This is a genomic window from Micromonospora sp. NPDC048947 (assembly GCF_040649495.1).
Taxonomy (GTDB): domain Bacteria; phylum Actinomycetota; class Actinomycetes; order Mycobacteriales; family Micromonosporaceae; genus Micromonospora; species Micromonospora alfalfae.
The window spans coordinates 35,096-56,061 of the sequence record NZ_JBEZFO010000001.1 but is presented as its reverse complement, the minus strand read 5'-3'; the positions used below and the strand labels follow the sequence as shown (position 1 = coordinate 56,061).

16 protein-coding genes are annotated in these 20,966 nt (G+C 72.0%); 8 read left to right on the top strand and 8 right to left on the bottom strand.

Going from position 1 to position 20,966, the window contains the following annotated elements; all coding sequences use genetic code 11:
* Positions 1–10 precede the first annotated feature (10 nt).
* Positions 11–3,721, top strand: coding sequence for a S8 family serine peptidase (locus tag AB0B98_RS00250; protein ID WP_357359481.1), 3,711 nt, complete (start codon positions 11–13; stop codon positions 3,719–3,721).
* 60 nt (positions 3,722–3,781) lie between these two features.
* On the opposite strand, the gene AB0B98_RS00245 is transcribed toward AB0B98_RS00250, so the two are convergent.
* From AB0B98_RS00245 to AB0B98_RS00230, 4 genes are read right to left on the bottom strand one after another with little or no spacing between them, the layout of a single operon-like run.
* Positions 3,782–5,839 carry a penicillin acylase family protein gene (locus AB0B98_RS00245; protein ID WP_357359479.1) on the bottom strand — a complete coding sequence of 686 codons (2,058 nt, stop codon included), beginning with the start codon at positions 5,837–5,839 and terminating at the stop codon, positions 3,782–3,784.
* Positions 5,836–6,660 carry an ABC transporter ATP-binding protein gene (locus tag AB0B98_RS00240; protein ID WP_238669152.1) on the bottom strand — a complete coding sequence of 275 codons (825 nt, stop codon included), beginning with the start codon at positions 6,658–6,660 and terminating at the stop codon, positions 5,836–5,838. Before AB0B98_RS00240 ends, AB0B98_RS00245 begins: the two co-directional genes overlap by 4 nt.
* A gap of 29 nt (positions 6,661–6,689) precedes the next feature.
* The gene (locus AB0B98_RS00235; RefSeq protein ID WP_357359476.1) at positions 6,690–7,718 is read right to left on the bottom strand and encodes an iron chelate uptake ABC transporter family permease subunit; all 1,029 of its coding nucleotides are present in this window, start codon (positions 7,716–7,718) and stop codon (positions 6,690–6,692) included.
* Positions 7,715–8,743: an iron chelate uptake ABC transporter family permease subunit gene (locus tag AB0B98_RS00230; protein ID WP_357360545.1), complete on the bottom strand. Its 1,029-nt coding sequence runs from the start codon at positions 8,741–8,743 to the stop codon at positions 7,715–7,717. The genes AB0B98_RS00235 and AB0B98_RS00230 overlap by 4 nt, the downstream gene beginning before the upstream one ends.
* A 157-nt stretch (positions 8,744–8,900) precedes the next feature.
* On the opposite strand from AB0B98_RS00230, the gene AB0B98_RS00225 reads away from it, so the two are divergent.
* The 5 genes from AB0B98_RS00225 (at position 8,901) to AB0B98_RS00205 (ending at position 15,313) form a co-directional block, all read left to right on the top strand.
* Complete coding sequence (locus AB0B98_RS00225; RefSeq protein WP_357359474.1) at positions 8,901–9,932, top strand: ABC transporter substrate-binding protein; 1,032 nt, start codon at positions 8,901–8,903, stop codon at positions 9,930–9,932.
* A gap of 80 nt (positions 9,933–10,012) precedes the next feature.
* Positions 10,013–11,551, top strand: coding sequence for an aspartate aminotransferase family protein (locus tag AB0B98_RS00220; RefSeq protein WP_357359472.1), 1,539 nt, complete (start codon positions 10,013–10,015; stop codon positions 11,549–11,551).
* Between the two features lie 35 nt (positions 11,552–11,586).
* Positions 11,587–12,864, top strand: a complete 1,278-nt coding sequence (locus tag AB0B98_RS00215; protein WP_357360543.1) for a SidA/IucD/PvdA family monooxygenase — start codon at positions 11,587–11,589, stop codon at positions 12,862–12,864.
* Positions 12,861–13,469: a GNAT family N-acetyltransferase gene (locus tag AB0B98_RS00210; RefSeq protein WP_357359470.1), complete on the top strand. Its 609-nt coding sequence runs from the start codon at positions 12,861–12,863 to the stop codon at positions 13,467–13,469. The genes AB0B98_RS00215 and AB0B98_RS00210 overlap by 4 nt, the downstream gene beginning before the upstream one ends.
* Complete coding sequence (locus AB0B98_RS00205; RefSeq protein ID WP_357359468.1) at positions 13,466–15,313, top strand: IucA/IucC family siderophore biosynthesis protein; 1,848 nt, start codon at positions 13,466–13,468, stop codon at positions 15,311–15,313. Before AB0B98_RS00210 ends, AB0B98_RS00205 begins: the two co-directional genes overlap by 4 nt.
* A gap of 178 nt (positions 15,314–15,491) precedes the next feature.
* Here AB0B98_RS00205 and AB0B98_RS00200 read toward each other — a convergent pair whose 3' ends face one another.
* Entirely contained in the window at positions 15,492–15,965 is a 474-nt protein-coding gene (locus AB0B98_RS00200) for a MarR family transcriptional regulator (protein WP_357359466.1), read from the bottom strand.
* A 137-nt stretch (positions 15,966–16,102) separates the two neighbouring features.
* Between AB0B98_RS00200 and AB0B98_RS00195 the strand changes: the two genes are divergently transcribed.
* Complete coding sequence (locus AB0B98_RS00195; RefSeq protein ID WP_112672976.1) at positions 16,103–16,663, top strand: NAD(P)H-dependent oxidoreductase; 561 nt, start codon at positions 16,103–16,105, stop codon at positions 16,661–16,663.
* Positions 16,664–16,719: 56 nt separating this feature from the next.
* Here AB0B98_RS00195 and AB0B98_RS00190 read toward each other — a convergent pair whose 3' ends face one another.
* On the bottom strand, positions 16,720–17,658 hold the full coding sequence (locus AB0B98_RS00190) for an SDR family NAD(P)-dependent oxidoreductase (RefSeq protein ID WP_357359464.1): 939 nt from the start codon (positions 17,656–17,658) through the stop codon (positions 16,720–16,722).
* A gap of 152 nt (positions 17,659–17,810) precedes the next feature.
* Here AB0B98_RS00190 and AB0B98_RS00185 point away from each other — a divergent pair, with 152 nt between their 5' ends.
* Entirely contained in the window at positions 17,811–18,716 is a 906-nt protein-coding gene (locus AB0B98_RS00185; protein ID WP_357359462.1) for a LysR family transcriptional regulator, read from the top strand.
* A 15-nt stretch (positions 18,717–18,731) separates the two neighbouring features.
* On the opposite strand, the gene AB0B98_RS00180 is transcribed toward AB0B98_RS00185, so the two are convergent.
* Both AB0B98_RS00180 and AB0B98_RS00175 read right to left on the bottom strand, forming a co-directional pair.
* Positions 18,732–19,649 (bottom strand): RNA polymerase sigma-70 factor, encoded by a 918-nt coding sequence (locus AB0B98_RS00180; protein ID WP_357359459.1) that lies wholly within the window; start codon positions 19,647–19,649, stop codon positions 18,732–18,734.
* A complete protein-coding gene (locus AB0B98_RS00175) occupies positions 19,646–20,848 on the bottom strand; it encodes an FAD-dependent oxidoreductase (protein WP_357359457.1) in 1,203 nt (400 codons plus the stop codon). The genes AB0B98_RS00180 and AB0B98_RS00175 overlap by 4 nt, the downstream gene beginning before the upstream one ends.
* Positions 20,849–20,966: the final 118 nt, after the last annotated feature.

The window sequence follows — 20,966 nt, the reverse complement described above, 5'->3', positions numbered from 1 at the left end:
AGAGGTCATCGTGGCTCTGTCTCACCGGCGTCGCCGATCCGGGCTGATCGCCCTCGGCGCCGCCCTCACCCTGGCGGCCGGGTTCACACCACCCGGCACGGGAGCGGGCGCCGCCCCGCCGAACAACCCCGACCGCCCGGCGGGTCAACCCCCGGCCGCCGCCGGGCGCGCGTCCACCGTCACCCTGATCACCGGTGACACGGTCACCGTCACCACAGCGGCGGACGGCAGCACGGTGTCGACGGTGCGCCGGCCGGACGGCAGCACCCCGAGCTTCCACCGCACCGTGCGCGACGGCGACACCTACGTCTACCCGGACGCCGCGCTGTCCTATGTGACCAGCGGCGTGCTGGACCGGCAACTGTTCAACGTCACCGACCTCATCGCCGACGGTTACGACGACGCGCACACCGACGCGCTTCCGTTGATTGTCACGATGACCGACGCGGCGGCCCGCAACCGCACCCGTCCTGCCGTGGACGGCGCCAAACTGGTCCGCCAGTTGGACAGCGTGCAGGGCGCGGCGCTGACCCGCCAGCGGGCCACCGCCGACCGGTTCTGGACCGCGCTGACCGCCGGTTCGACCCGGCGTACGGGTGACGCCCCGACCCTGGCAGGCGGCATCGCCAAGGTCTGGTTGGACGGTCGGGTGCACGCCGACCTGGCCGAGTCGACAGCGCAGATCGGCGCGCCGAAGCTGTGGGCCGAGGGCAACACCGCCTCCGGTGTCGACGTCGCGGTGCTCGACTCGGGTGCGGACGCCGAACACCCTGATCTCGTCGGTCAGATCGCCGAGTCCAGCAGCTTCGTGCCCGAGGAGCCCGACATCCTCGACTACAAGGGCCACGGCACGCATGTCGCCTCGACGATCGCGGGCACCGGCGCCGCGTCCGGTGGCGCCGAGCGGGGCGTCGCCCCGGGTGCCCGGCTGCACATCGGCAAGGTGCTCAACAGCGAGGGCAGCGGGCAGGACTCCTGGATCATCGCCGGCATGGAGTGGGCGGCCCGGGAGCAGAAGGCCCGGGTGGTCAGCATGAGCCTGGGCGGCGAGTCCACCGACGGCAGCGACCCGATGAGCCAGGCGGTCGACCGGCTCAGCGCCGAGACCGGTGCCCTCTTCGTGATCGCCGCCGGCAACAGCGGCCCGGCGAGCATCGGCAGCCCGGGTGCGGCCAACTCCGCGCTCACCGTCGGTGCCGTCGACAGCACCGACCACCTCGCCGACTTCTCCAGCCAGGGGCCACGCGCCGGCGACGGCGGGCTCAAGCCCGAGATCACCGCCCCGGGCGTGGACATCCTGGCGGCCCGCTCGCACCTCGTGCGGGGCTCCGGCGACTACACGCTGATGAGCGGCACGTCGATGGCCACCCCGCACGTTGCCGGCACTGCCGCGCTGGTCGCCGCCGCGCACCCGGACTGGACCGGTCAGCGGATCAAGGAAGCGCTGGTCAGCACGGTCAAGGCCACCCCCGAGTACACCCCGTACCAGGCGGGTGCCGGTCGGGTCGACGCGGTCGCCGCCGCGCACGCCACGGTCTTCGCCACCCCGAGTGCCTACTCCGGTTTCCAGGCGTGGCCGCAGCAGCCGGGCGCTACCGTCGACCGTACTGTCACCTACACCAACATCGGCAGCACGTCGGTGGCCCTGAAGCTGGCAGTCGACGCGGCCACCGCGCCGGCCGGACTGTTCGCGCTCTCCGCCGACCGGGTCACAGTGCCCGCGGGCGGCACCGCCACCGTGACGGTGACCGCCGAGTACGACAAGCTGCCGGTGGAGAAGCAGGTCAGCGGCATGGTCGTCGCCACCGACGACACCGGTGCGGTGCGTGGCCGCACCCTGATCGGGGCCGGCAAGGAGGGTCAGCGGCAGAACCTGACGCTTGTCGCCAAGGACCGGGACGGCAAGCCGCTCGTCGGCAAGGTCATCCTCACCGCCGACACCCTCTTCACCGCCGTGGACCTGCCCGAGAGCGGCACCGCCACGCTGCGGCTACCGGTGGGAAGCTGGAACGGTTGGATCTCCGCGGACGTGCGCGGCGCGCACGGGCCGCACTCCAAGGGCATGGCGATGCTCAGCTTCACCGACGTGAACCTGGACCGCGACCGCACCGTCACCCTGGACGCGCGCGCCGCCCGACAGGTGCAGGCCCGGATGCCGCAGGAGGCCACCGCCAGCGCGCTGCGGATGGACATCCACCGGTCCACGAAGAACGGTCTCACCGAGAGTCAGGTGCTGCCCGACGACTCGTACGACAGCATGTGGGCGTTGCCGACGAGCCGTCCGGTGACCGACGGCGAGTTCGAGTTCGGTGCCCGGTGGCGGCTGGAGCAGCCGGCCCTGACCGTTTCGGCTGGCGGTCGCTCGTACGACGATCTGTTGGTGAAGCGGGCGACCCCGGCGTTGCCGGCCGGTCGTCGCCAGCTCGACGCGGTCTACGTCGCCGACGCCTCGGCGGCGGGGCTGGCCAAGCGTCCGGTCCGGGACCGGGCCGTGGTGGTGCGCCGCAGTGACAGTGTGGACATCGCCACCCAGGCGCAGGCCGCCGCGGCGGCCGGAGCGAAGCTGCTGCTCGTGGTTAACGACGGCGTCGGGCGGCTCCAGCCCTGGGACGAGTTCGCGTGGAGCCCGGAGAGCCCGGCCCCGGTTACCGTCGCCACCCTCGGTGCCGACGAGGGTGGGCAGCTCATCGCCGCGCTGGAGCGGGGCGCGGTGCGGCTCACCGTCGAGTCGCACCCGCAGACCGACTACCTGTACGACGTGGCGCACCACTGGACCGGCACGGTGCCGGCCGACCCCACCTACCGGCCCACGAAGCGGGAGTTGGCCCGGGTCGACGTGGAGTTCCGCAACTACCGGCAGGGCAAGGCGCTGGAGTTCCGCACCGACGTCTGGCGCGGCTGGGCGTCTAGCAACCAGGAACCGGCCCCGGCGCAGGGCCGGCGCACCGACTGGGTGAGCGCCGACCAACTGTGGATCGACGACGCGTTCATCGCCGGCGAGACCGGTCAGCACCTGATGGCGGCGACCACGTACCCCGCCGGCAAGCCGAGCACCGTCACCTGGTTCGGGCCGATCCAGCGACCCCGGATGGGCGGCAGCTACGTGCCGGTCCGGTACCTGGACACCGTCTACCTGCCCGCGCCCGGGTGGGGCGACGGGGGCGGACACATCGGTGAGGCGTACGCGAACTACGACATGGTCAACCGGACCACCCTCTACCAGGGCGACAAGGAGCTGAACTGGGGCAACGCCGAGTACCTCCAGGTCTCCGGGCTGGCGTCTCAGCGACTGCCGTACCGGCTGGTGGTGGAGAACGACAGGGCCGCGTGGACCAACCCGTACTCCCGGCAGACCCGCACCGAGTGGGGTTTCCACTCGGCGGTCACCGGGGAGGAGTCGGCCGAGGCGCTGCCGATGATCCAGCTGGACTACCAGGTGGCCATCGACTCCGCCGGCACTGCGTCGCGGCGGGCGCCGCTGACAGTTGTCGCCTCCCACCTGCCCGGCGTCACCGGCACCATCAACGCGGTGACCGTCGAGGTGTCCTACGACGACGGGGCGACCTGGCAGAAGCAGCGGCTGACCCGGCACGGCGACGGCTGGCGTACCTCGCTGGCCGCGCCGGCGAAGGCCGGTTTCGTGAGCCTGCGCGCCACGGCGCGGGACAACGCCGGCAACACCGTGAGTCAGAGCATCAGCCGGGCGTTCGGCCTGCGCTGACAGCACTGCGGCCGGCCGTCGCTCGGGGTGCCTCGCGCACCCCGGCGGCGGCCGGTGCCGTCAGCCCCGTTCCTCGGCGAGCTGGTCCCAGTCCGTGATGACCGGCAGCAGGTCGCCGGCCAGCCAGGCGGCGCTCTGGTCGTCGTGGTGCCTGTCGCCGGGCACCCCGCAGGTGCCCAGGGGGACCACCCAGCGGCTGTCCGAGCGGTGGGCCAGGTCCCAGACGAAGCGCGCCGCCGGCCCCCGGAAGCACCAGTGGGTGACCCCGGGCACGCTGGAGGTGGCCAACACGCAGTCGTGGTCACCGTCGAGCCGGGGGCCGGGCCCGGTGTCCGGGCCGGGCAGGGCCCGCCACGGCGCCAGCCGGTGCAGGTCCCCCCAGGGCACCTGCCGGGCTGCCGCGTCGGCGACCTCCTCGGCCGCCGCGCCCACCAGCGCGGCGATGTCCACACCGGGCATCGGGGTCGCGCCGAGCAGGTGCTCCAGCGCGTGACCGACCCGCGGCGTCAGCGCCAGCCAGGGCGCGAACACCTCGGGGTACGCGGGCGGCTCGGCCAGCGCGGCCAGCGCCGGGTGGGCGGCGATCCGACGTACGACAGCCGCCCGCAGGATGGCGTAGGCCGCCGCGTCCGTGCTGTCGGCGGCCATCCGGCGGTCCCAGCGCAGCAGCCGTTCACGCAGCGCGGCGGCGGCCGGACCGAGCCCCGTCGACTCGGCGAGGACCGCCAGCAGCGGCCCGGCCGCGCCCAGGTACGTGTCGGTGTGCACCGAGGCCATCTCGTCGGCCGTCCAGGCCGGACGCGCGTCGAGCAGTTCGGCGATGCGATGCGCCCGGTGCGGTGGGGCGAACTCCACACCGAGTGGTGCCGCCAGCCCGCGCTCGTTGGCCATCACCGACCTACCGACCACCTCGGCGCTGGGCATCGGCGCGTGCCAGCCCTGCCAGGCGTACGCGGTGTCCCATCCGGGGACCACCCGCCGACCGTTTTCCCGGTGCCGTACCGGCACCGCGCCGGCGACCCGGTGCAGCAGCCCTCCGGCGGTGTCCGCCGCCTGCACCACGTTGACCGGCTCCACCCAGTGCCGCAGGGCGTGGTCCACATCGGCCACGGTCCGGGCGCGCAGCAGCTCCGGCAGCGTCGCGAAACCGAGGTCACCCCGAACCCGGGGCGGGTAGCGCAGGCTGACGGCACTCTCGTCGTCCGGCCCACCGGCGATCACCGGACCACGATCGGTCTCCACCACCTCGACCTCGACCGGGTCGGCCCCGGCCACCTCGATCGTCTCGACGTGGCGGTGCGCCGGTCGCCAGCCGTCCGGGCCGAGCGCCTGCACCCGGGGGCCGTCGCGGCGCAGCCGCTCCGCGTACACGTCCTGGTAGTCGGCCATCGCGTTGGTGATCGCCCAGGCCACCGGACCGGTGTGCCCGAAGTGCGCGATGCCCGGCACACCGGGCACCGCCAACCCGACCACGTCGTACTCCGGGCAGGCCAGCCGGATCTGCTGGTAGACGCCGGGATCCTCGATGAATCGGTGCGGATCGCCGGCGAGCAGCGCCGCCCCGGTGCCGGTGCGCTCGGCGGCGAGCAGCCACCCGTTGCTGCCGGCCACGGCGGGCCCGTCGGTGGCGAACCTGTCGACCGCGTCCGGCCCGAGCCGCTGCGCCACGTGCTCGCGCCAGAGCTTGCCGGGGAACCCGGCGAACAGGATGTGGTGGCCCAGCCAGACCGCGAGCGGCGTCCACGGCTCCCACCGACCCGGGCGCAGCCCGGTGGCGGCGAACTCCGGTGACCGGGCCGCCCCGGCGGCGAGGCTGGCGTTGACGCCGTCCACGTAGGCGCCCACCCACTCGGCGGTCGCCGGGTCCAGTGCCGCGTGGCAGCGGCGTGCGGTGTCGTCGAGCCGGACCTGCCGGACGAAGCGGTCCCAGCCGAGCGCGTCGGGGCCGAGGAACGCCGCGCTGGTGCCCTGGGCGCGGTGCCGTTCCACCTCGATCTGCCAGGCCCGGTCGTACGCGGTCACCCGGCCCTGCGCCGTGGCGAGGGCGAGCGGGTCGTCGGCCCGCAGGTGCGGAACCCCCCACGGGTCACGGAAACGCCGGGCGCTGCGCTCGCTCACGCCGGCTCCGGGGCCAGGGTGGTGGCCCGGCGTCGGGCCGCGGGGACGACCAGCGGGGTGCCCGTCTCCGGGTCGTCGATCACCCGGCAGGGCAGCCCGAACACCTCCGCCACCAGGTCGGCGGTGACCACCGACGCCGGCTCCCCGGCGGCCACCACCCGTCCGTCGCGCATGGCGATCAGGTGGGTGGCGTAGCGGGCCGCGTGGTTCAGGTCGTGCAGCACCGCGACAAGGGTGCGGCCCTGCTCCTCGTGCAACCGGGCGCAGAGGTCCAGGATCTCGATCTGGTGGGCGATGTCGAGGTACGTGGTCGGCTCGTCGAGCAGCAGCAGGGGCGTCTGCTGGGCCAGTGCCATGGCGATCCAGACCCGTTGCCGCTGCCCGCCGGACAGTTCGTCCACCGCCCGGTCGGCGAGGTCGTCGACACCGGTCGCGGCCATCGACTCCTCGACCACCCGTTCGTCCTCGCGGGACCACTGCCGCAGCAGCCCCTGGTGGGGGTAGCGACCCCGGGCGACCAACTCGGCGACGCTGATGCCGTCCGGTGCGATCGACGACTGCGGCAGCAGGCCGAGTGTCCGGGCCACGGTGCGGGCCGGCAGATCGTGAATGTCGCGTCCGTCCAGCAGCACCGCACCGGCGCTGGGGCGCAGCATCCGGGACAGCGCGCGCAGCAGCGTCGACTTGCCGCACGCGTTCGGGCCGATGATCACCGTGAAGGATCTGTCGGGCACCGCCACTGTCAGGTTCTCGGCGATGGTGCGCTGGTCGTAGGCGAGGGTCAGCGCGGTGCCGCCGAGTCGGGAATCGCCGGGTCGCATGTGTGCTCCTTCGAGGGCGTCACTGGTGTTCACAGCCGGCCGGCCCGACGTTCCCTCGCCAGCAGCCAGACCAGGTAACCGCCGCCGATCACGCCGGTCACCACGCCGACCGGGAGTTGGTGCCCGGCGAACGCGCGCTGCGCCACAAGGTCGGCCCCGACCAGCAGCGCCGCGCCGACGGCCATCGACGGCAGCAGGTTCGGACCAGGGGCCCGGGTCAGTCGTTTCGCCACGTGCGGGGCGACGAGCGCCACGAAGGACACCGGCCCGGCGGCGGCTGCCGCGAACGAGACCAGCAGCACGGCGGCAGCGAGCAGTACCAGGCGCAGCCGGCGTACCGGCACCCCCAGGGCGCTGGCCGCGTCGTCGCCCAACTCCATCATCCGCAGCGCCGGAGCGCAGCCGACGAGCACCAGCGGCGCCAACAGGACCAGGACGGCGAGCAGCGGCCCGGCGTTTGCCCAGCCCCGTCCGTCCAGGCTGCCGGTGAGCCAGAGCACCGCGCGGGCGGCTTCCATCAGGGGCGCCCGGGTCAGCAGGTAGCCGTTGACGCCGGTCAGGATCGCGGCCACCCCGATGCCGACCAGGATGAGCCGGTAGCCGTGCACTCCGCGCCGCCAGGCGAGCGCGTAGATCACCAGACCGGTGCCGAGGCCACCGACGACCGCCGCGCCGGCCAACGCCAGGCTGCTGCCACCGAGGACGACCACCACCAGCGCGCCGGTCGACGCGCCCTGGGTGAAGCCCAGAATGTCCGGGCTGCCCAACGGGTTGCGCACCAGCGACTGGAACACCGTGCCGGCGAGCGCCAACGCCGCGCCGACCAACACTGCGGTGACCAGCCGGGGCAGGCGCAGTTCGAGCACGATGAACTGCTCCGCGACGGTGCCACCGCCGGTCAGCGTGCGTAGCACGTCCGCCGGCCCCATCGGGTAGTCACCACTGCCCAGGGCCACCAGGCCGAAGCCGGCGGCGAGCACCGCCGCGCCGGCACCGACGCCCAACGCGCGGGGTCGGAACCGCAGCGACAACCCCCATGAAGTACGCAAAACTGTCACGGTTGCGCCACCGGTCGGCGGCTGACCAGCCACAGGAAGAGCGGGCCGCCCAGCACGGCGGTCACCATGCCTACCTGGAGTTCTCCGGGGCGGCCCAGCACCCGGCCGAGCACGTCGGCGCCGAGCAGCAACGCGGGTGCGAGCACCGCGCAGTACGGAAGCAGCCAGCGCAGGTCCGGGCCGGTCAGGGCACGGACCAGGTGCGGCACGAGCAGACCGACGAAGACGATCGGCCCGCACGCGGCGGTCGCCGCGCCGCAGAGCAGGGTGACGGCGACGATGACGGCGGCGCGGATCAGCGCGGGTCGAGCGCCGAGGGCTCGCGCCGCGTCGTCGCCGAGCGCCAGCGCGTTCAGCGGACGGGCGGCACCGAGCGCGACCAGCAGCCCGATGAGGATGAACGGCAGCACCCTGGTGACGGTCGCGGAGTCCGCGCTGGCCAGCGAGCCGACGGTCCAGAAGCGCAGCCGCTCCAGCGACGCGGTGTCGAGCAGCATCACCGCGCTCACGTAGGAGTAGAGGGTGGCGTTGAGCGCGGCTCCGGCCAGCGCGAGTCGGGCCGGTGTGGCGCCGCGTCCGCCGCCGACGGCGTAGACGAGCGCGGTCACCGCCGCCGCGCCGAGCAGCGCGAACCAGACGTACCCGCCGACGGCGGTGACGCCCAGGAACGCGGCGGCGGTGGCGACGGCCGCGGACGCGCCGGCGTTGATGCCGAGTAGTCCGGGGTCGGCGAGTGGGTTGCGGGTGAGGGCCTGCATGACCGCGCCCGCCACACCGAGGGCGGTGCCGGCGAGCAGCCCGAGCAGGGTGCGGGGCAGGCGCATCCGGTGCACCACCGCGTACTCGGTGGCGTCGCGGTGCAGCAACCCGGACCAGACGTCGGCGAGCGGCATGGCCTTCGCGCCGACCGCGATGCTGAGCACCACGATCACCGCGAGCAGTGCCACGGCGGTGACCAGCCCGGCGGCGCGGGCCGCCCGACGGCCACGCCGGCTCGGGGGTGCGGCCGTTTCCCTGGCCGGCACGGATGGTGCCGGTCGGGTGACTGTGGGTGTGGCGTCCAGTGTGGGCTCCGGGGTGGTGGCGACACGGCGTACCGCTGTTGACAATGACCGAGGTTAGGCTAACCTAACCCCGCTGCCCTGGTCGACCCCGGCCAACCCTTGATCGAAAGACAACACCATGCCCGATGCCCTGTCCGCCCGCCGCCTCTCCCGCCGTGGCCTGCTGGCCGCCGGTGGCGCTGCCACACTGGCCACCCTGCTCGCCGCCTGTGGCACTGACGACCCCGCGAAACCCGCCGCAGGCAACGGAAACGGCCCCTGGTCGTTCACCGACGACCGGGGCACGAAGGTGGCGGCGGCGGCCCGTCCGACCCGCGTGGTGGCCTTCACCGGCGTGGCGGCGGCACTGATCGATTTCGGTCTCGACAAGCAGCTCGTGGGCGTGTTCGGTGAGACCAAACGCGCCGACGGCACCGCCGAGCCGCAAGCCGGTGACCTGAACGTCGAGGGCGTCGAGATCCTCGGCAACGTGTGGGGCGAGTTCAGCCTGGAGAAGTACGCGGCGCTGCGCCCCGAACTGCTTGTCACCCACATGTACGACCCGGACGCGCTCTGGTACGTGCCGGACGAGAGCAAGGCCAAGATCCTCCCGCTGGCGCCCAGTGTGGCGATCACCACCGCCCGGGTACCGATGACCAAGCCCATCGAGCGGTACGCGGCGCTGGCCGAATCGCTCGGCGCGGACCTGTCCGCGAAGAAGGTCACCGACGGAAAGGCCCGCTTCGACGCCGCCGCCGAGGCGGTCCGGCAGGCGGTCAAGGCCAACCCCGGGATCAAGGTTATGGCCTGCTCCGGCAGCCCCGACCTCTTCTACGTCTCCAACCCGAAGGTCAGCACCGACCTGATGTACTTCGCCGAGTTGGGCGTCGACATCGTGGTCCCCACCAAGCTCGAAGCCGGCGACTACTTCGAGGCGCTGAGCTGGGAGAGCGCCGGCAAGTTCCCAGCCGACCTGATCCTGCTCGACAACCGCAGCACCGCCCTGCAGGCCAAGGACCTCACCGCCAAGCCGACCTGGCAGCAACTGCCGGCGGTCAGGGCCAACCAGGTGAGCCCGTGGGACGCGGTGCCCCGCTTCTCGTACGCCGGCTCCGCGCCGCTGTTGGAGAACCTCGCCACCGCCATCCGGAACGCGAAGAAGGTCAGCTGACGGAAACCACATCCCGAGGCGCATCGTCGCGCCCGGGGTGGGTTCCGGCTGCCCTCGTGGAGAACGTGGAAGGACATTCCGTGACCGTGCCGACGTACCCAGTCGAGACCACCTCGCCGCCACCGGCGTCAACCGCCGCGCGGGCCCAGCTGCTGCATGGCGGCTCGGTCGAGCAGTACCGCCGGACGATCGCCGACGGCGTCGACCGGGTCGCCCGTCGGGTGGCCACAGTGGACCGTCCCGGTACCGGAATCACGCCGGCCGAACTGGCCCCGCTTGTCGACCGGGTGGACCTGGACCGCCCGCTGGGCGACGCCGGCGCCGCCCTCGACGAGCTGGAGGACGTCTACCTGCGCGACGCCGTCTGGTTCCACCACCCCCGCTACCTGGCCCACCTCAACTGCCCGGTGGCCATCCCGGCACTGCTCGGCGAGTCGGTGCTCACCGCCGTGAACTCCTCACTGGACACCTGGGACCAGAGCGCCGGGGCCACCCTCATCGAGCGCCGGCTGATCGACTGGACGGCCGAGCGGATCGGACTCGGTCCGCATGCGGACGGGATCTTCACCAGCGGCGGCAGCCAGTCCAACCTCCAGGCGCTGCTGTTGGCCCGGGAGGAGGCGTGCGCCGACGCCATCGGCCCGGCGGCGCGCGCGGAACTGCTGCCCCGGCTGCGCGTGATCACCTCCGCTGCCGGTCACTTCAGCGTGCAGAAGTCGGCCAAGCTGCTCGGCCTCTCCCCGGACGCGGTCATCGCGGTGGCCACCGACAGCCGGCGACGGATCAGCGCGGCCGCGGTCAGTGCGGAGATCGTGCGGTGCCGTCAGGCCGGGCTCGTGGTGATGGCCGTCGTCGGCACCGCCGGCACCACAGACTTCGGCTCGATCGACCCGCTCACGGAGCTGGCCGGGATCTGCGCGGCAGCCGACGTCTGGTTGCACGTGGACGCCGCGTACGGCTGCGGTCTGCTCGTCTCGCCGACGCGCCGGCACCTGCTCGACGGCATCGAGCGTGCCGACTCGGTGACAGTGGACTTCCACAAGTCGTTCTTCCAGCCGGTCAGCTCCAGCGCGCTGCTGGTCCGCGACCGGCGGACGTTGCGGCACGCCACCTACCACGCCGACTACCTCAACCCGGCCCGGATGGTGGAGCAGCGCATCCCCAACCAGGTCGACAAGAGCTTGCAGACCACCCGCCGCTTCGACGCGCTGAAGCTCTGGCTCACCCTGCGGGTGATGGGCCCGGACGCGCTCGGCGGGCTCTTCGACGAGGTCGTCGACCGGGCCGCCGACGCCTGGCAGCTGGTCAGCGCGGACCCGCGCTTCGAGGTGGTGACGCGCTCGGAGCTGAGCACTGTGGTGTTCCGTTACCTGCCCACCGGCCCCGGCCGGGAGTTGGCCGACGCCGCCAACCTGCATGCCCGGGAGGCCCTCGCGGCGTCCGGTCTCGCAGTGGTCGCCGGGACCCGGGTGGACGGCCGGCACTTCCTGAAGTTCACACTGCTCAACCCGGAAACCACAGTCGACGACGTCGGGTACGTGCTCGACCTGATCGCCACCCACGCCGGCCGGTACGTGCACGACCACGTCGACGCCGATCTGACCTGCCACGTCGGCTGACGCCGGTGACCACGAACCCGCGCCTGGAGACCCCGATGTCCACCCACGACTTCGTCGCCATCGGGTTGGGCCCGTACAACCTGGGCCTGGCCTGCCTCACCGCGCCCATCGACGAGCTCGACGGCGTGTTCCTGGAGGCGCGGCCGAGCCTCGCCTGGCACCCCGGCATGCTGCTGGAGTCGGCCCGGTTGCAGACCCCGTTCATCGCCGACCTGGTCAGCCTCGCCGACCCAACGTCGCCGTACTCCTTCCTCAACTACCTCAAGGAGATCGGCCGGCTGTACCCGTTCTACATCCGGGAGAGCTTCTACCCGCTGCGCAGCGAGTACGACGCGTACTGCCGGTGGGCGGCGGCGAAACTGCCGAACCTGCGCTTCGGTCACAGCGTGACAACTGTGGAGTACGACACCGCCGACGAGCGGTACGTGGTGCGGGCCAGCACCGGCACGGGGGAGACGGTGGCATACCGGGCCCGGCACCTGGTGCTCGGCACCGGCACCCCGCCGCACCTGCCCCCGGCCGTGGCCGGGTTGCCCGGTGACGCCGTGCACAACTCCCACTACCTGGAGCACCGTTCGGCGCTGCGCACCAAGCGCAGCATCACGGTGGTGGGCAGCGGGCAGAGCGCCGCCGAGATCTACCACGACCTGCTCGGCGACATCGGCCGCTACGGCTACCAGCTCAACTGGGTGACCCGGTCGCCGCGGTTCTTCCCCCTCGAATACACCAAGCTGACGCTGGAGATGACCTCCCCGGACTACGTGGACTACTTCCACGCGCTGCCCGAGGCGACCCGCTACCGGCTGGAGTCCGAGCAGAAGGGCCTGTTCAAGGGGATCAACGCCGACCTGATCAACGACATCTTCGACCTGCTCTACGCGCACAGCGTGGACGGGCCGGTGAACACCCGCCTGCTCACCAACACCGAGCTGGTCAGCGCCGAGCACCGGGACGGGCAGTACACGCTGGGTTTGCGGCAGGTGGAACAGGAACGCGACTTCGCCCTGCGCACCGAGGGCCTCGTCCTGGCCACCGGCTACCACTACCGGGTGCCGGAGTTCCTCACGCCGGTGCGGGACCGGATCCGCTGGGACGCGCACGGCCGCTTCGACGTGGCTCGTAACTACAGCATCGACCACAGCGGGCGGGGCATCTTCCTACAGAACGCGGGCACCCACACGCACAGCATCACCTCACCGGACCTGGGCATGGGCGCCTACCGCAACTCCTGGATCATCAGTGAGCTGCTCGGCCGGGAGCACTACCCGATCGAGAAGAGCATCACCTTCCAGGAGTTCGGGGTGTCGTCGTGACCACCGTCTTCACCCACGTCGACGAAAAGCTCGGTGAGTTCGCGCTGCGGCCGCTCGATCCGGACGCCGACGCGGCGCTGCTGCACACCTGGGTGACCCACCCGAAGGCGGCGTTCTGGATGATGCAGGACGCCGACCGGGCCCAGGTCACCGAGGAGTACCGGCGCATCGCCGTGCACCCGCACCACGACGCGTACCTCGGCCTGTGGCGGGGGAGTCCCGCATTCCTGGCGGAGCGCTACGACCCGGCCCACGTCGAGCTGGTCGGCCTGTACGACCACCAGCCCGGTGACGTGGGCATGCACTTCCTCTGCGCGCCGGTCGACGCGCCAGTGCACGGCTTCACCCGGGCGGTGATCGGCACCGTCATGGCGTGGCTCTTCGCCGACCCGACGACCCTACGGGTGGTGGTCGAACCGGACGTGCGCAACACCGCTGTGCACGCGCTGAACGCCGCCGTCGGCTTCACCGTCGTCGGCCCGATCGTCAAGCCCGAGAAGGACGCGCTGCTCAGCGTCTGCACCCGGGCCCAGTTCCAGGCCGCCGCCGATCGCGCCACGGTCGACAACGCCGCTGCCACCCGAACCGAAGGAGCCCCGGCGTGACCACCACCGCCGTCCCCACCCACCCTCCCGTCACCACCGCGCACAGCGCCTCCGGCGACCCGGTCGGGCACCTCACCCCGCAGCGCTGGGCCCGGGCCAACCGGCTGCTGGTCCGCAAGGCTCTCGCCGAGTTCACCCACGAGCGGTTGCTCACCCCGGAGGCCGTGACCGGCCCCGACGACCGGCAGTGGTACGAGGTCCGCAGCGACGACGGCACTGTCACCTACCGGTTCGCGGCGCGGGTGCTCGCCCTGGCGCACTGGCAGATCGACGCGGACAGCATCACCCGACACCGCGACGGCACGCCAGTGGCCCCGGACGCGGTGGACCTCATCGTCGAACTGCGCGACACCCTCGGGCTCTCCGCGCGGGTGCTCCCGGTCTACCTGGAGGAGATCACCTCGACGCTGGCGGGTACGGCGTACAAGCTGGCCCAGGCCGCGCCGAGCGCCGCCGAGCTGGCCGAGGCGGACTTCCAGACCATCGAGACCTCGATGACCGAGGGCCACCCGTGCTTCGTGGCGAACAACGGCCGGCTCGGCTTCGGCGTCGACGAGTACCACCGGTACGCCCCGGAGGCCGCCGCGCCGGTGCGGCTGGAGTGGCTGGCCGCGCACCGGGACCACTCGACGTTCAGCAGCGCCGCCGACCTCGACTACGACACGCTCATCGAGCGTGAGTTGGACGCCGAGACCCGGGCCCGGTTCGCGGCCACCATGGCCGATCTCGGGCTGGACCTCGCCGACTACCACCTGATCCCGGCGCACCCGTGGCAGTGGTGGAACAAGCTGGCTGTCACCTTCGCCGGCGAGTTGGCCCAGCGGCGGCTGGTGCACCTCGGGCCCGGGCCGGACGTGTACCTCGCCCAGCAGTCCATCCGTACCTTCTTCAACATCAGCGAGCCGGGGCGGCACTACGTCAAGACCGCGCTGTCGGTGCTGAACATGGGCTTCATGCGGGGGTTGTCGGCGGCGTACATGGCGGCCACCCCGGCGATCAACGACTGGCTGGCCGACCTGATCGCCGCCGACGAGGTGTTGACCGGCACCGGCCTGACCGTCATCCGGGAGCGAGCCGCTGTGGGTTACCGGCACCAGCAGTACGAGGCGGCGACCGAGCGCACCTCCCCGTACCGCAAGATGTTGGCCGCCCTGTGGCGGGAGAGCCCGGTGCCCGACCTGGCGCCGGGGCAGCGACTGTCCACCATGGCCGCGCTGCTGCACGTCGACGACGAGGGCGGATCACTGGCGGCCGCGCTGATCGCCCGGTCCGGCCTGACGCCCGAGGTGTGGCTGCGCCGCTACCTGGACGCGTACCTGACCCCGCTGCTGCACAGCTTCTACGCCCACGACCTGGCCTTCATGCCGCACGGCGAGAACGTCATCCTGGTCCTCGACGAGCAGGACACCGTCCAGCGGGTGATCTTCAAGGACATCGCCGAGGAGATCGCGGTGATGAGCGACAGGGTCGAGCTGCCGGCGGCGGTGGAGCGGATCCGCGTCGAGGTGCCCGACGACACCAAGCTGCTGAGCATCTTCACCGACGTGGTGGACTGCTTCCTGCGGCACCTCAACGCCGTCCTGGTCGAGGCCGGTGTGCTCGCCGAGGACGACTTCTGGCGCACTGTCGCTGCCTGCGCCGCCGACTACTTCGACCGGGTGCCGCACCTGGCCGAGCGGGTCCGCCACTACGACCTGTTCGCGCCGGAGTTCACGCTGTCCTGCCTCAACCGGCTGCAACTGCGCGACAACCAGCAGATGATCGACCTGGCCGACCCGTCCGCGGCGCTTCAGTTCGTCGGCACCCTCACCAACCCGCTCGCCGCCCACGCCCCGGCCCGGTGACCGCTGTCGCGTCTGGTCGGCGCGCACGCCAGCGGGTGCAATAGGCGAACCGGTGTTCTGAGTACCGCCAGCCTGTTCGCCGCCACGCTGACCACCGGCCTGACCGCCGGGCTGTTCGCCGCCTTCGGCCGGCTGCTCGGCTGAGGCCGGTTGGCCGACCGACCGGGCCGGCGCTGGCTCAGTCGGTCGGCTCCGCCGTGCCGGCCTGCTGGAACGCGCGGGCCAACGTGGCGAGGTCGAGGCCCTCGAAGTGCTGGAGGAACCGGCGGCGTACGGCGGCCAGGTGACTCGGCCAGGATTCCTCCAGGCGGGCGTAGCCCGCGTCGGTGAGGACGGCGTTCCAGCCGCGCGCGTCCTCCTCGCACCGTTCCCGACGGACCAGGCCCTGCGTCTCCAGCCTGATGATCGTGCGGGTCATGCCGCTGAGGGAGAGGTGGCAGAGAGCGGCGAGCTCGTTCATGCGCATCCGCCGGTCCGGTGTCTCGGAGAGGTTCATCAGCGCCGTGTACTCGGTGAGCGGTAGCTGACGGTCACCGACCATGTCCGCGTCGATCGCGCGGGGCAGCACGTGCATGACCTGACCCAGGGCGCGGACCAGCGCTTCCTCGTCTGGGGTGAGGGGTTGCGGAGTCGCTGCGGAGGTGTTGGACATCCTCATATCATACTTGTTTGACCGAGCAAGTGCTCACCCTCCGTGTGACCACGCCCATAGGCTACATATTTGCTTGACCAATCAAGCACCGGTTAGCGTTCCGGTCGTCAGGCAAGGACCTCTGAAAGGCGCCACACATGACCAGGATCGGGATCATCCTCGGAAGCACCCGCCCGGGGCGTAACGGCGAGGCCGTCGCCCGCTGGGTGCTCGAGATCGCCAAGCAGCGCTCCGACGCGGAGTACGAGCTGATCGACCTGCTCGACTACCAGCTGCCGCACCTCGACGAGGCGTACCCGCCCTCGATGGGCCAGTACACCCAGCCGCACACCAAGCGGTGGGCCGAGACGATCGCGTCGTTCGACGGGTTCGTCATCGTCACCCCCGAGTACAACCACTCGACCTCGGGCGCCCTGAAGAACGCGATCGACTTCCTCTACGCCGAGTGGAACAACAAGGCCGTCGGCTTCGTCAGCTACGGCTCGGTCGGCGGGACGCGCGCCGTGGAGCACCTGCGTCTGATCTCCGGTGAGCTCCAGATGGCCGACGTGCGCTCGCAGGTCGCCCTGTCGCTCTTCACCGACTTCGAGAACTTCAGCGTCTTCAAGCCCAACCAGTTCCACCAGGACTCGCTGACCGCCACCCTCGACCAGGTGGTCGCCTGGAGCACGGCGCTCGCCCCGCTGCGCAAGGGCTGAGCGATTCGCGTCGTCCGGAAACGGCCGCGGGGGATCCCACGGCCGTTTCCGGACGTTCAGGCACGCTCCGCGCCGGCGAACAGATCCAGCGAGAGCTGCCACAGTCGCGCCGCCGCCGCGGGGTCGATCGCGTGGTCGGCGACGCCGCGCAGCGGGTCCGCCGGGTCGTGGCGCACCGCCTGCGCACAGTCCTCGAAGTACCGACCGCCGATGCCCTCCACCTGCGGCCCGGCGGCGAGCAGCACGGACGTCGCGGCTCCCTGCTGCGGGGTCTTGAAATCGAATGCCGGAAGCTGCGTGTAGTCCTCCTCGGTGAGGTGCCGTCCCAGGTTGGTGGCGACCGCGCCCGGATTGGCCACGTTGACGGTGATGCCGTCGCCGGCCCAACGCCGGTTCGCCTCGACAGCGAACAGCGCGGTGGCGGTCTTCGACTCGCCGTAGGCGAGCAGACGGTCATACCGGCGTTCCCGGAAGTTGACGTCCTCGAAGACCATCGGGGCCTGAACGTGGGCGATGGAACTCAGCGACACCACGCGGGCCCGACCGGCCGCGACGAGCGCCCGGTGCAGGCCGTTGGCGAGCGCGAAGTGGCCGAGGTGGTTGGTGGCCAACTGCAACTCCCAACCCTCCGCCGTGCGCACCTCCGGGGTCGCCGACACCCCGGCGTTGTTGACCAGGATGTGCAGGGGCCTGTCCCAGGCGGCCACGAACTCGGCGACCGACCGCTGGTCGGACAGGTCCAAGGGCGCGACCCGGAGCAGACGGTTCGCCGTCCCGGCGCCGATCTCCCGCGCGGTCCGCTCGCCGGCCCGCACGTCCCGTACCGCCAGTGTCACCTCGGCGCCCGCCATGGCCAGCGCCCGGGCGGTCTCCACCCCGATGCCCGACGAGGCGCCGGTGACGATGGCGCGTCGCCCGGTCAGGTCGACACCGGCCACGACGTCGGCGGCGGTGGACCGGGCGTTGAACGGCGTGCTGACGCGTGATTCCGACATGATCGACTTCCTTTGATAGGTGTCCTCGCGTGGCAGTGGCAGCTCGCCGTACAGGCGTACGGTGTGCCGGTACCGCCCTCCGCGCCGATCGTGCGCGGAGGTCTGCGCGGACGGCCAACACGCTCTTCCTGGCGTGGCTACAGTCTGTTCCTGTGGCCACGCCTGAGCTGCGACAACTGCGGTACTTCCTGGTCCTCGCGGAGGAGCTGAGCTTCACCCGGGCCGCCGCCCGCCTGATGATCGCCCAGCAGTCGCTGTCGCAGCAGATCACCGCCCTGGAACGCGCCCTCGGGGCGAAACTGTTCGACCGCGACAGCCGCGGCACCACCCTCACCGACATCGGCGCCCTGTTCGTGCCCGAGGCGCGCGCCGTGACCGAGCGCGCCGAGCAGGCCGTCGCCGTCGTGGGGCGGGCCCTGCGGGGTGAGGTCGGCACCCTCCGGCTCGCCTTCCTGACCACAGTCGCCAACCACCTGCTGCCCCCGGTGGTCCGGGCAGTCCGCCACCACCTGCCCGACCTGCACCTGACCACCGAGTCCACAAGCATCGCGCCCCTGGTCCAGGGCGTTCTCGACGGGAAGTTCGACGTCGCCTTCACCCGGACCCCGCTCGTTCCCGGCCTGGAGTCCAGGAGACTGACCACCGAACCGGTCTGCGCGGTGCTGCCCGAGGGCCACCCGCTCGCCGGGCGCGACGAGTTGACCCTCGCCGACCTGGCCAACGAACAGTGGGTCATGAGGCCGCGTAGCTCCTGGGAACCCTGGCACCGTGCCTACGAGGACCAGTTCCGGGAAGCGGGCTTCGTACCGACAGTCGTTCAGGAGGAGGCCGGCGTGCAGAGCCTCCTCGGCCTGGTCGCCGCCGGACTCGGCGTCACCCGGCTCGCCTGCTCGGCGGCGAGTCTCCGCCGCACCGGCGTGGTGTTCGTCCCGCTGGCCGGCGCCTACGCGTACACCGAGATGGTGTGGTTGGCGGGCAACACCGCGCCTGGGCTGCGCCGGCTCCTGGACGTGGTCACCGACCTCGCGGCGACGACCGACCTCACCAGCACCGGCTGACGGGGGCCGGCCGGCTCAACGCGTCGCGAGGTGGCGGGTGGTGCCGTCGGCGACGGCGCGAAGCTTGTCGGGGTTGGCGACGTTGTGGATGGCGGTGATGCGGCCGTCGGCGTCGATGTCGAAGGAGACGGTGGCGACCACCCGCCCCGCGCCGCTGAACACCAGACCCGGCCCCCGGTTGATCTCGACCAGGGCGGCGCGCATATCGTGCGGCGCAACGCCCTGGTAGGTGACGGTGCCGATGGCCGCGAACCACGCGGCGACAGTTCCCGCACCCCTGACGGGACGCAGTGCCTGCCGGACCTTACCGCCACCGTCGGTCCACAACGCGACGTCGGGGGACAGCAGCTCCAGCAGGGTGTTGATGTCGCCACCGGTCGCGGCGGCGAGGAACCGCTCGGTGACCCCCCGTTGCTGCGACCGGTCCGCCGTGAAACGTGGTCGCTGGCCCCGCACGTGCTCGCGGGCACGGTGGGCGGTCTGGCGGACCGCGGCCTCGGAGCGCTCCACCGCCGCCGCGATCTCCGCGTGGCTGAAGTCGAAGACCTCCCGCAGGACGAACACGGCGCGTTCGAGTGGGCTGAGAGTCTCCAGCACCACCAGCATCGCCATCGACACCGACTCGGCGTCGGTGACGGCGTCAGCGGCGTCCCCTTCGGTCAGCACGGGCTCGGGCAACCACGGCCCCGGATAGGTCTCGCGGTGGTGCCGGGCCGAGCGTAGGCGCTGCAACGCGAGGTTCGACACGACGCGGGCGAGGTACGCCCTAGGGTCGGCGACCTGGGAGCGGTCTGCCGAGGACCAGCTGATCCAGGCGTCCTGCACCGCGTCCTCGGCATCGGCCGCGCTGCCGAGGATCCGGTAGGCCACCGAGAACAGCAGGTTGCGATGACTGTGGAACACCTGCTCGTCGGCGTCCGGCGGGTGCGTCACCGCGCGTCCCGCAGGCGGGTGAGGCGGCCGCCACGCGGCCAGAACGCGCCGGAGGAGGGCAACCGCGACATGCGACGGTAGGTCGGCCAGGGCGAAGCGCTCACGGTCTCCTTGTACCAGACCGCCATCCGCCCGGTCAGACACCCGCGGCGAGGGCTGTCGTCGGGGCGGGTGAACTGCACTACCGCGTCGTTTCGACCCAGGCTCACCGGCGTGTGGTAGTAACCGAACCGGAACGGCCTGGGCTGCCTGCCCCGCAGCGAGCGGGCGATCGACACCGCCGCGTGCACGCCGGTCGGCATGCCGCTCTGGCAGGTGCCGTGCAGCACCCCGTACCCCTGCCGGACGGCTGCCGCGTCGCCGATCGCGTACACCTCGGGGTGCGACACCGACCGCAACGCGGAGTCGGTGACGACGCGACCGCGTTCGTCGACGGTCAACCCGGCGGCGGCGGCCAGCGGCGCCACCCGGGTACCACCCGTCCAGAGCACGACGTCGGCCGCCACGGTCTGCGCGCCGGCCAGTTCGACAGCGTCGGGCCGGACCCTGGTGACCGCCGCTCCGGTGATCACCTGGACGCCGAGGCGGGTCAGCGCGCCCCGCAGGTACGCCCGGGCCTTCGGGTTCATGCCCGCTCCCGGGTCCTGCCGGCCCACCAACGTGACACCGACCTCCGGGTGCCGTTCCGCGATCTCCGCGGCCGCCTCGACCCCGGTCAACCCGCTGCCGACCACCACGACAGTGCCGGCGCCGAGCCGGGTAAGCCGGTCCGCCAGCGTGGTCGCGCCGCTCGGAGCGTCCAGGGCGTACGCGTGCTCCTCGACGCCAGGGACCGCCGCCGTGTCGGTCACGCTGCCCAACGCGTAGACCAGGGTGTCGTAGCGCAGCACCCGGCTGTCGTCGACGCGGACGGTCTTCGCGTTGGCGTCCACAGCCGTCACCCAGCCGCGTACGAACTGCGCACCCGTTCCCGCCAGCAGCTCAGGGATGTCCAACTCGGCGAGCCGCTGCCCGGTCGCCGTCATGTGCAACCGGAGGCGCTCGGTGAACCGCTCCTGTACGTTGACCAGCGTCACCTGCACGTCCGCCCGCCTGGTCCGGGCCGCGAGCTGGGTCGCCGCGGCCATGCCCGCGTAGCCCGCGCCCAGGATCAGCACGTGGTGTGTGCCCGTCGGGACCTGCCGTTGCGCTGTGTTCATTGTTTCGCCTCTCTGATCGACGTGACGACCATGAGATGCGTGCCGCTCGTCGGTTCGTGACATGGCAGCCCTGTGGCACCCGTCACGGCCAGCGTCGGACGACCACTGTGACTACCCT

Excerpts from the sequence above, each read along its gene's own strand:
- AB0B98_RS00175 (WP_357359457.1), bottom strand. The coding sequence starts at position 20,848 with ATGAACACAGCGCAACGGCAGGTCCCGACGGGCACACACCACGTGCTG.
- AB0B98_RS00200 (WP_357359466.1), bottom strand. The coding sequence starts at position 15,965 with ATGTCCAACACCTCCGCAGCGACTCCGCAACCCCTCACCCCAGACGAG.
- AB0B98_RS00225 (WP_357359474.1), top strand. The coding sequence starts at position 8,901 with ATGCCCGATGCCCTGTCCGCCCGCCGCCTCTCCCGCCGTGGCCTGCTG.
- AB0B98_RS00240 (WP_238669152.1), bottom strand. The coding sequence starts at position 6,660 with ATGCGACCCGGCGATTCCCGACTCGGCGGCACCGCGCTGACCCTCGCC.
- AB0B98_RS00195 (WP_112672976.1), top strand. The coding sequence starts at position 16,103 with ATGACCAGGATCGGGATCATCCTCGGAAGCACCCGCCCGGGGCGTAAC.
- AB0B98_RS00215 (WP_357360543.1), top strand. The coding sequence starts at position 11,587 with ATGTCCACCCACGACTTCGTCGCCATCGGGTTGGGCCCGTACAACCTG.
- AB0B98_RS00190 (WP_357359464.1), bottom strand. The coding sequence starts at position 17,658 with ATGTCGGAATCACGCGTCAGCACGCCGTTCAACGCCCGGTCCACCGCC.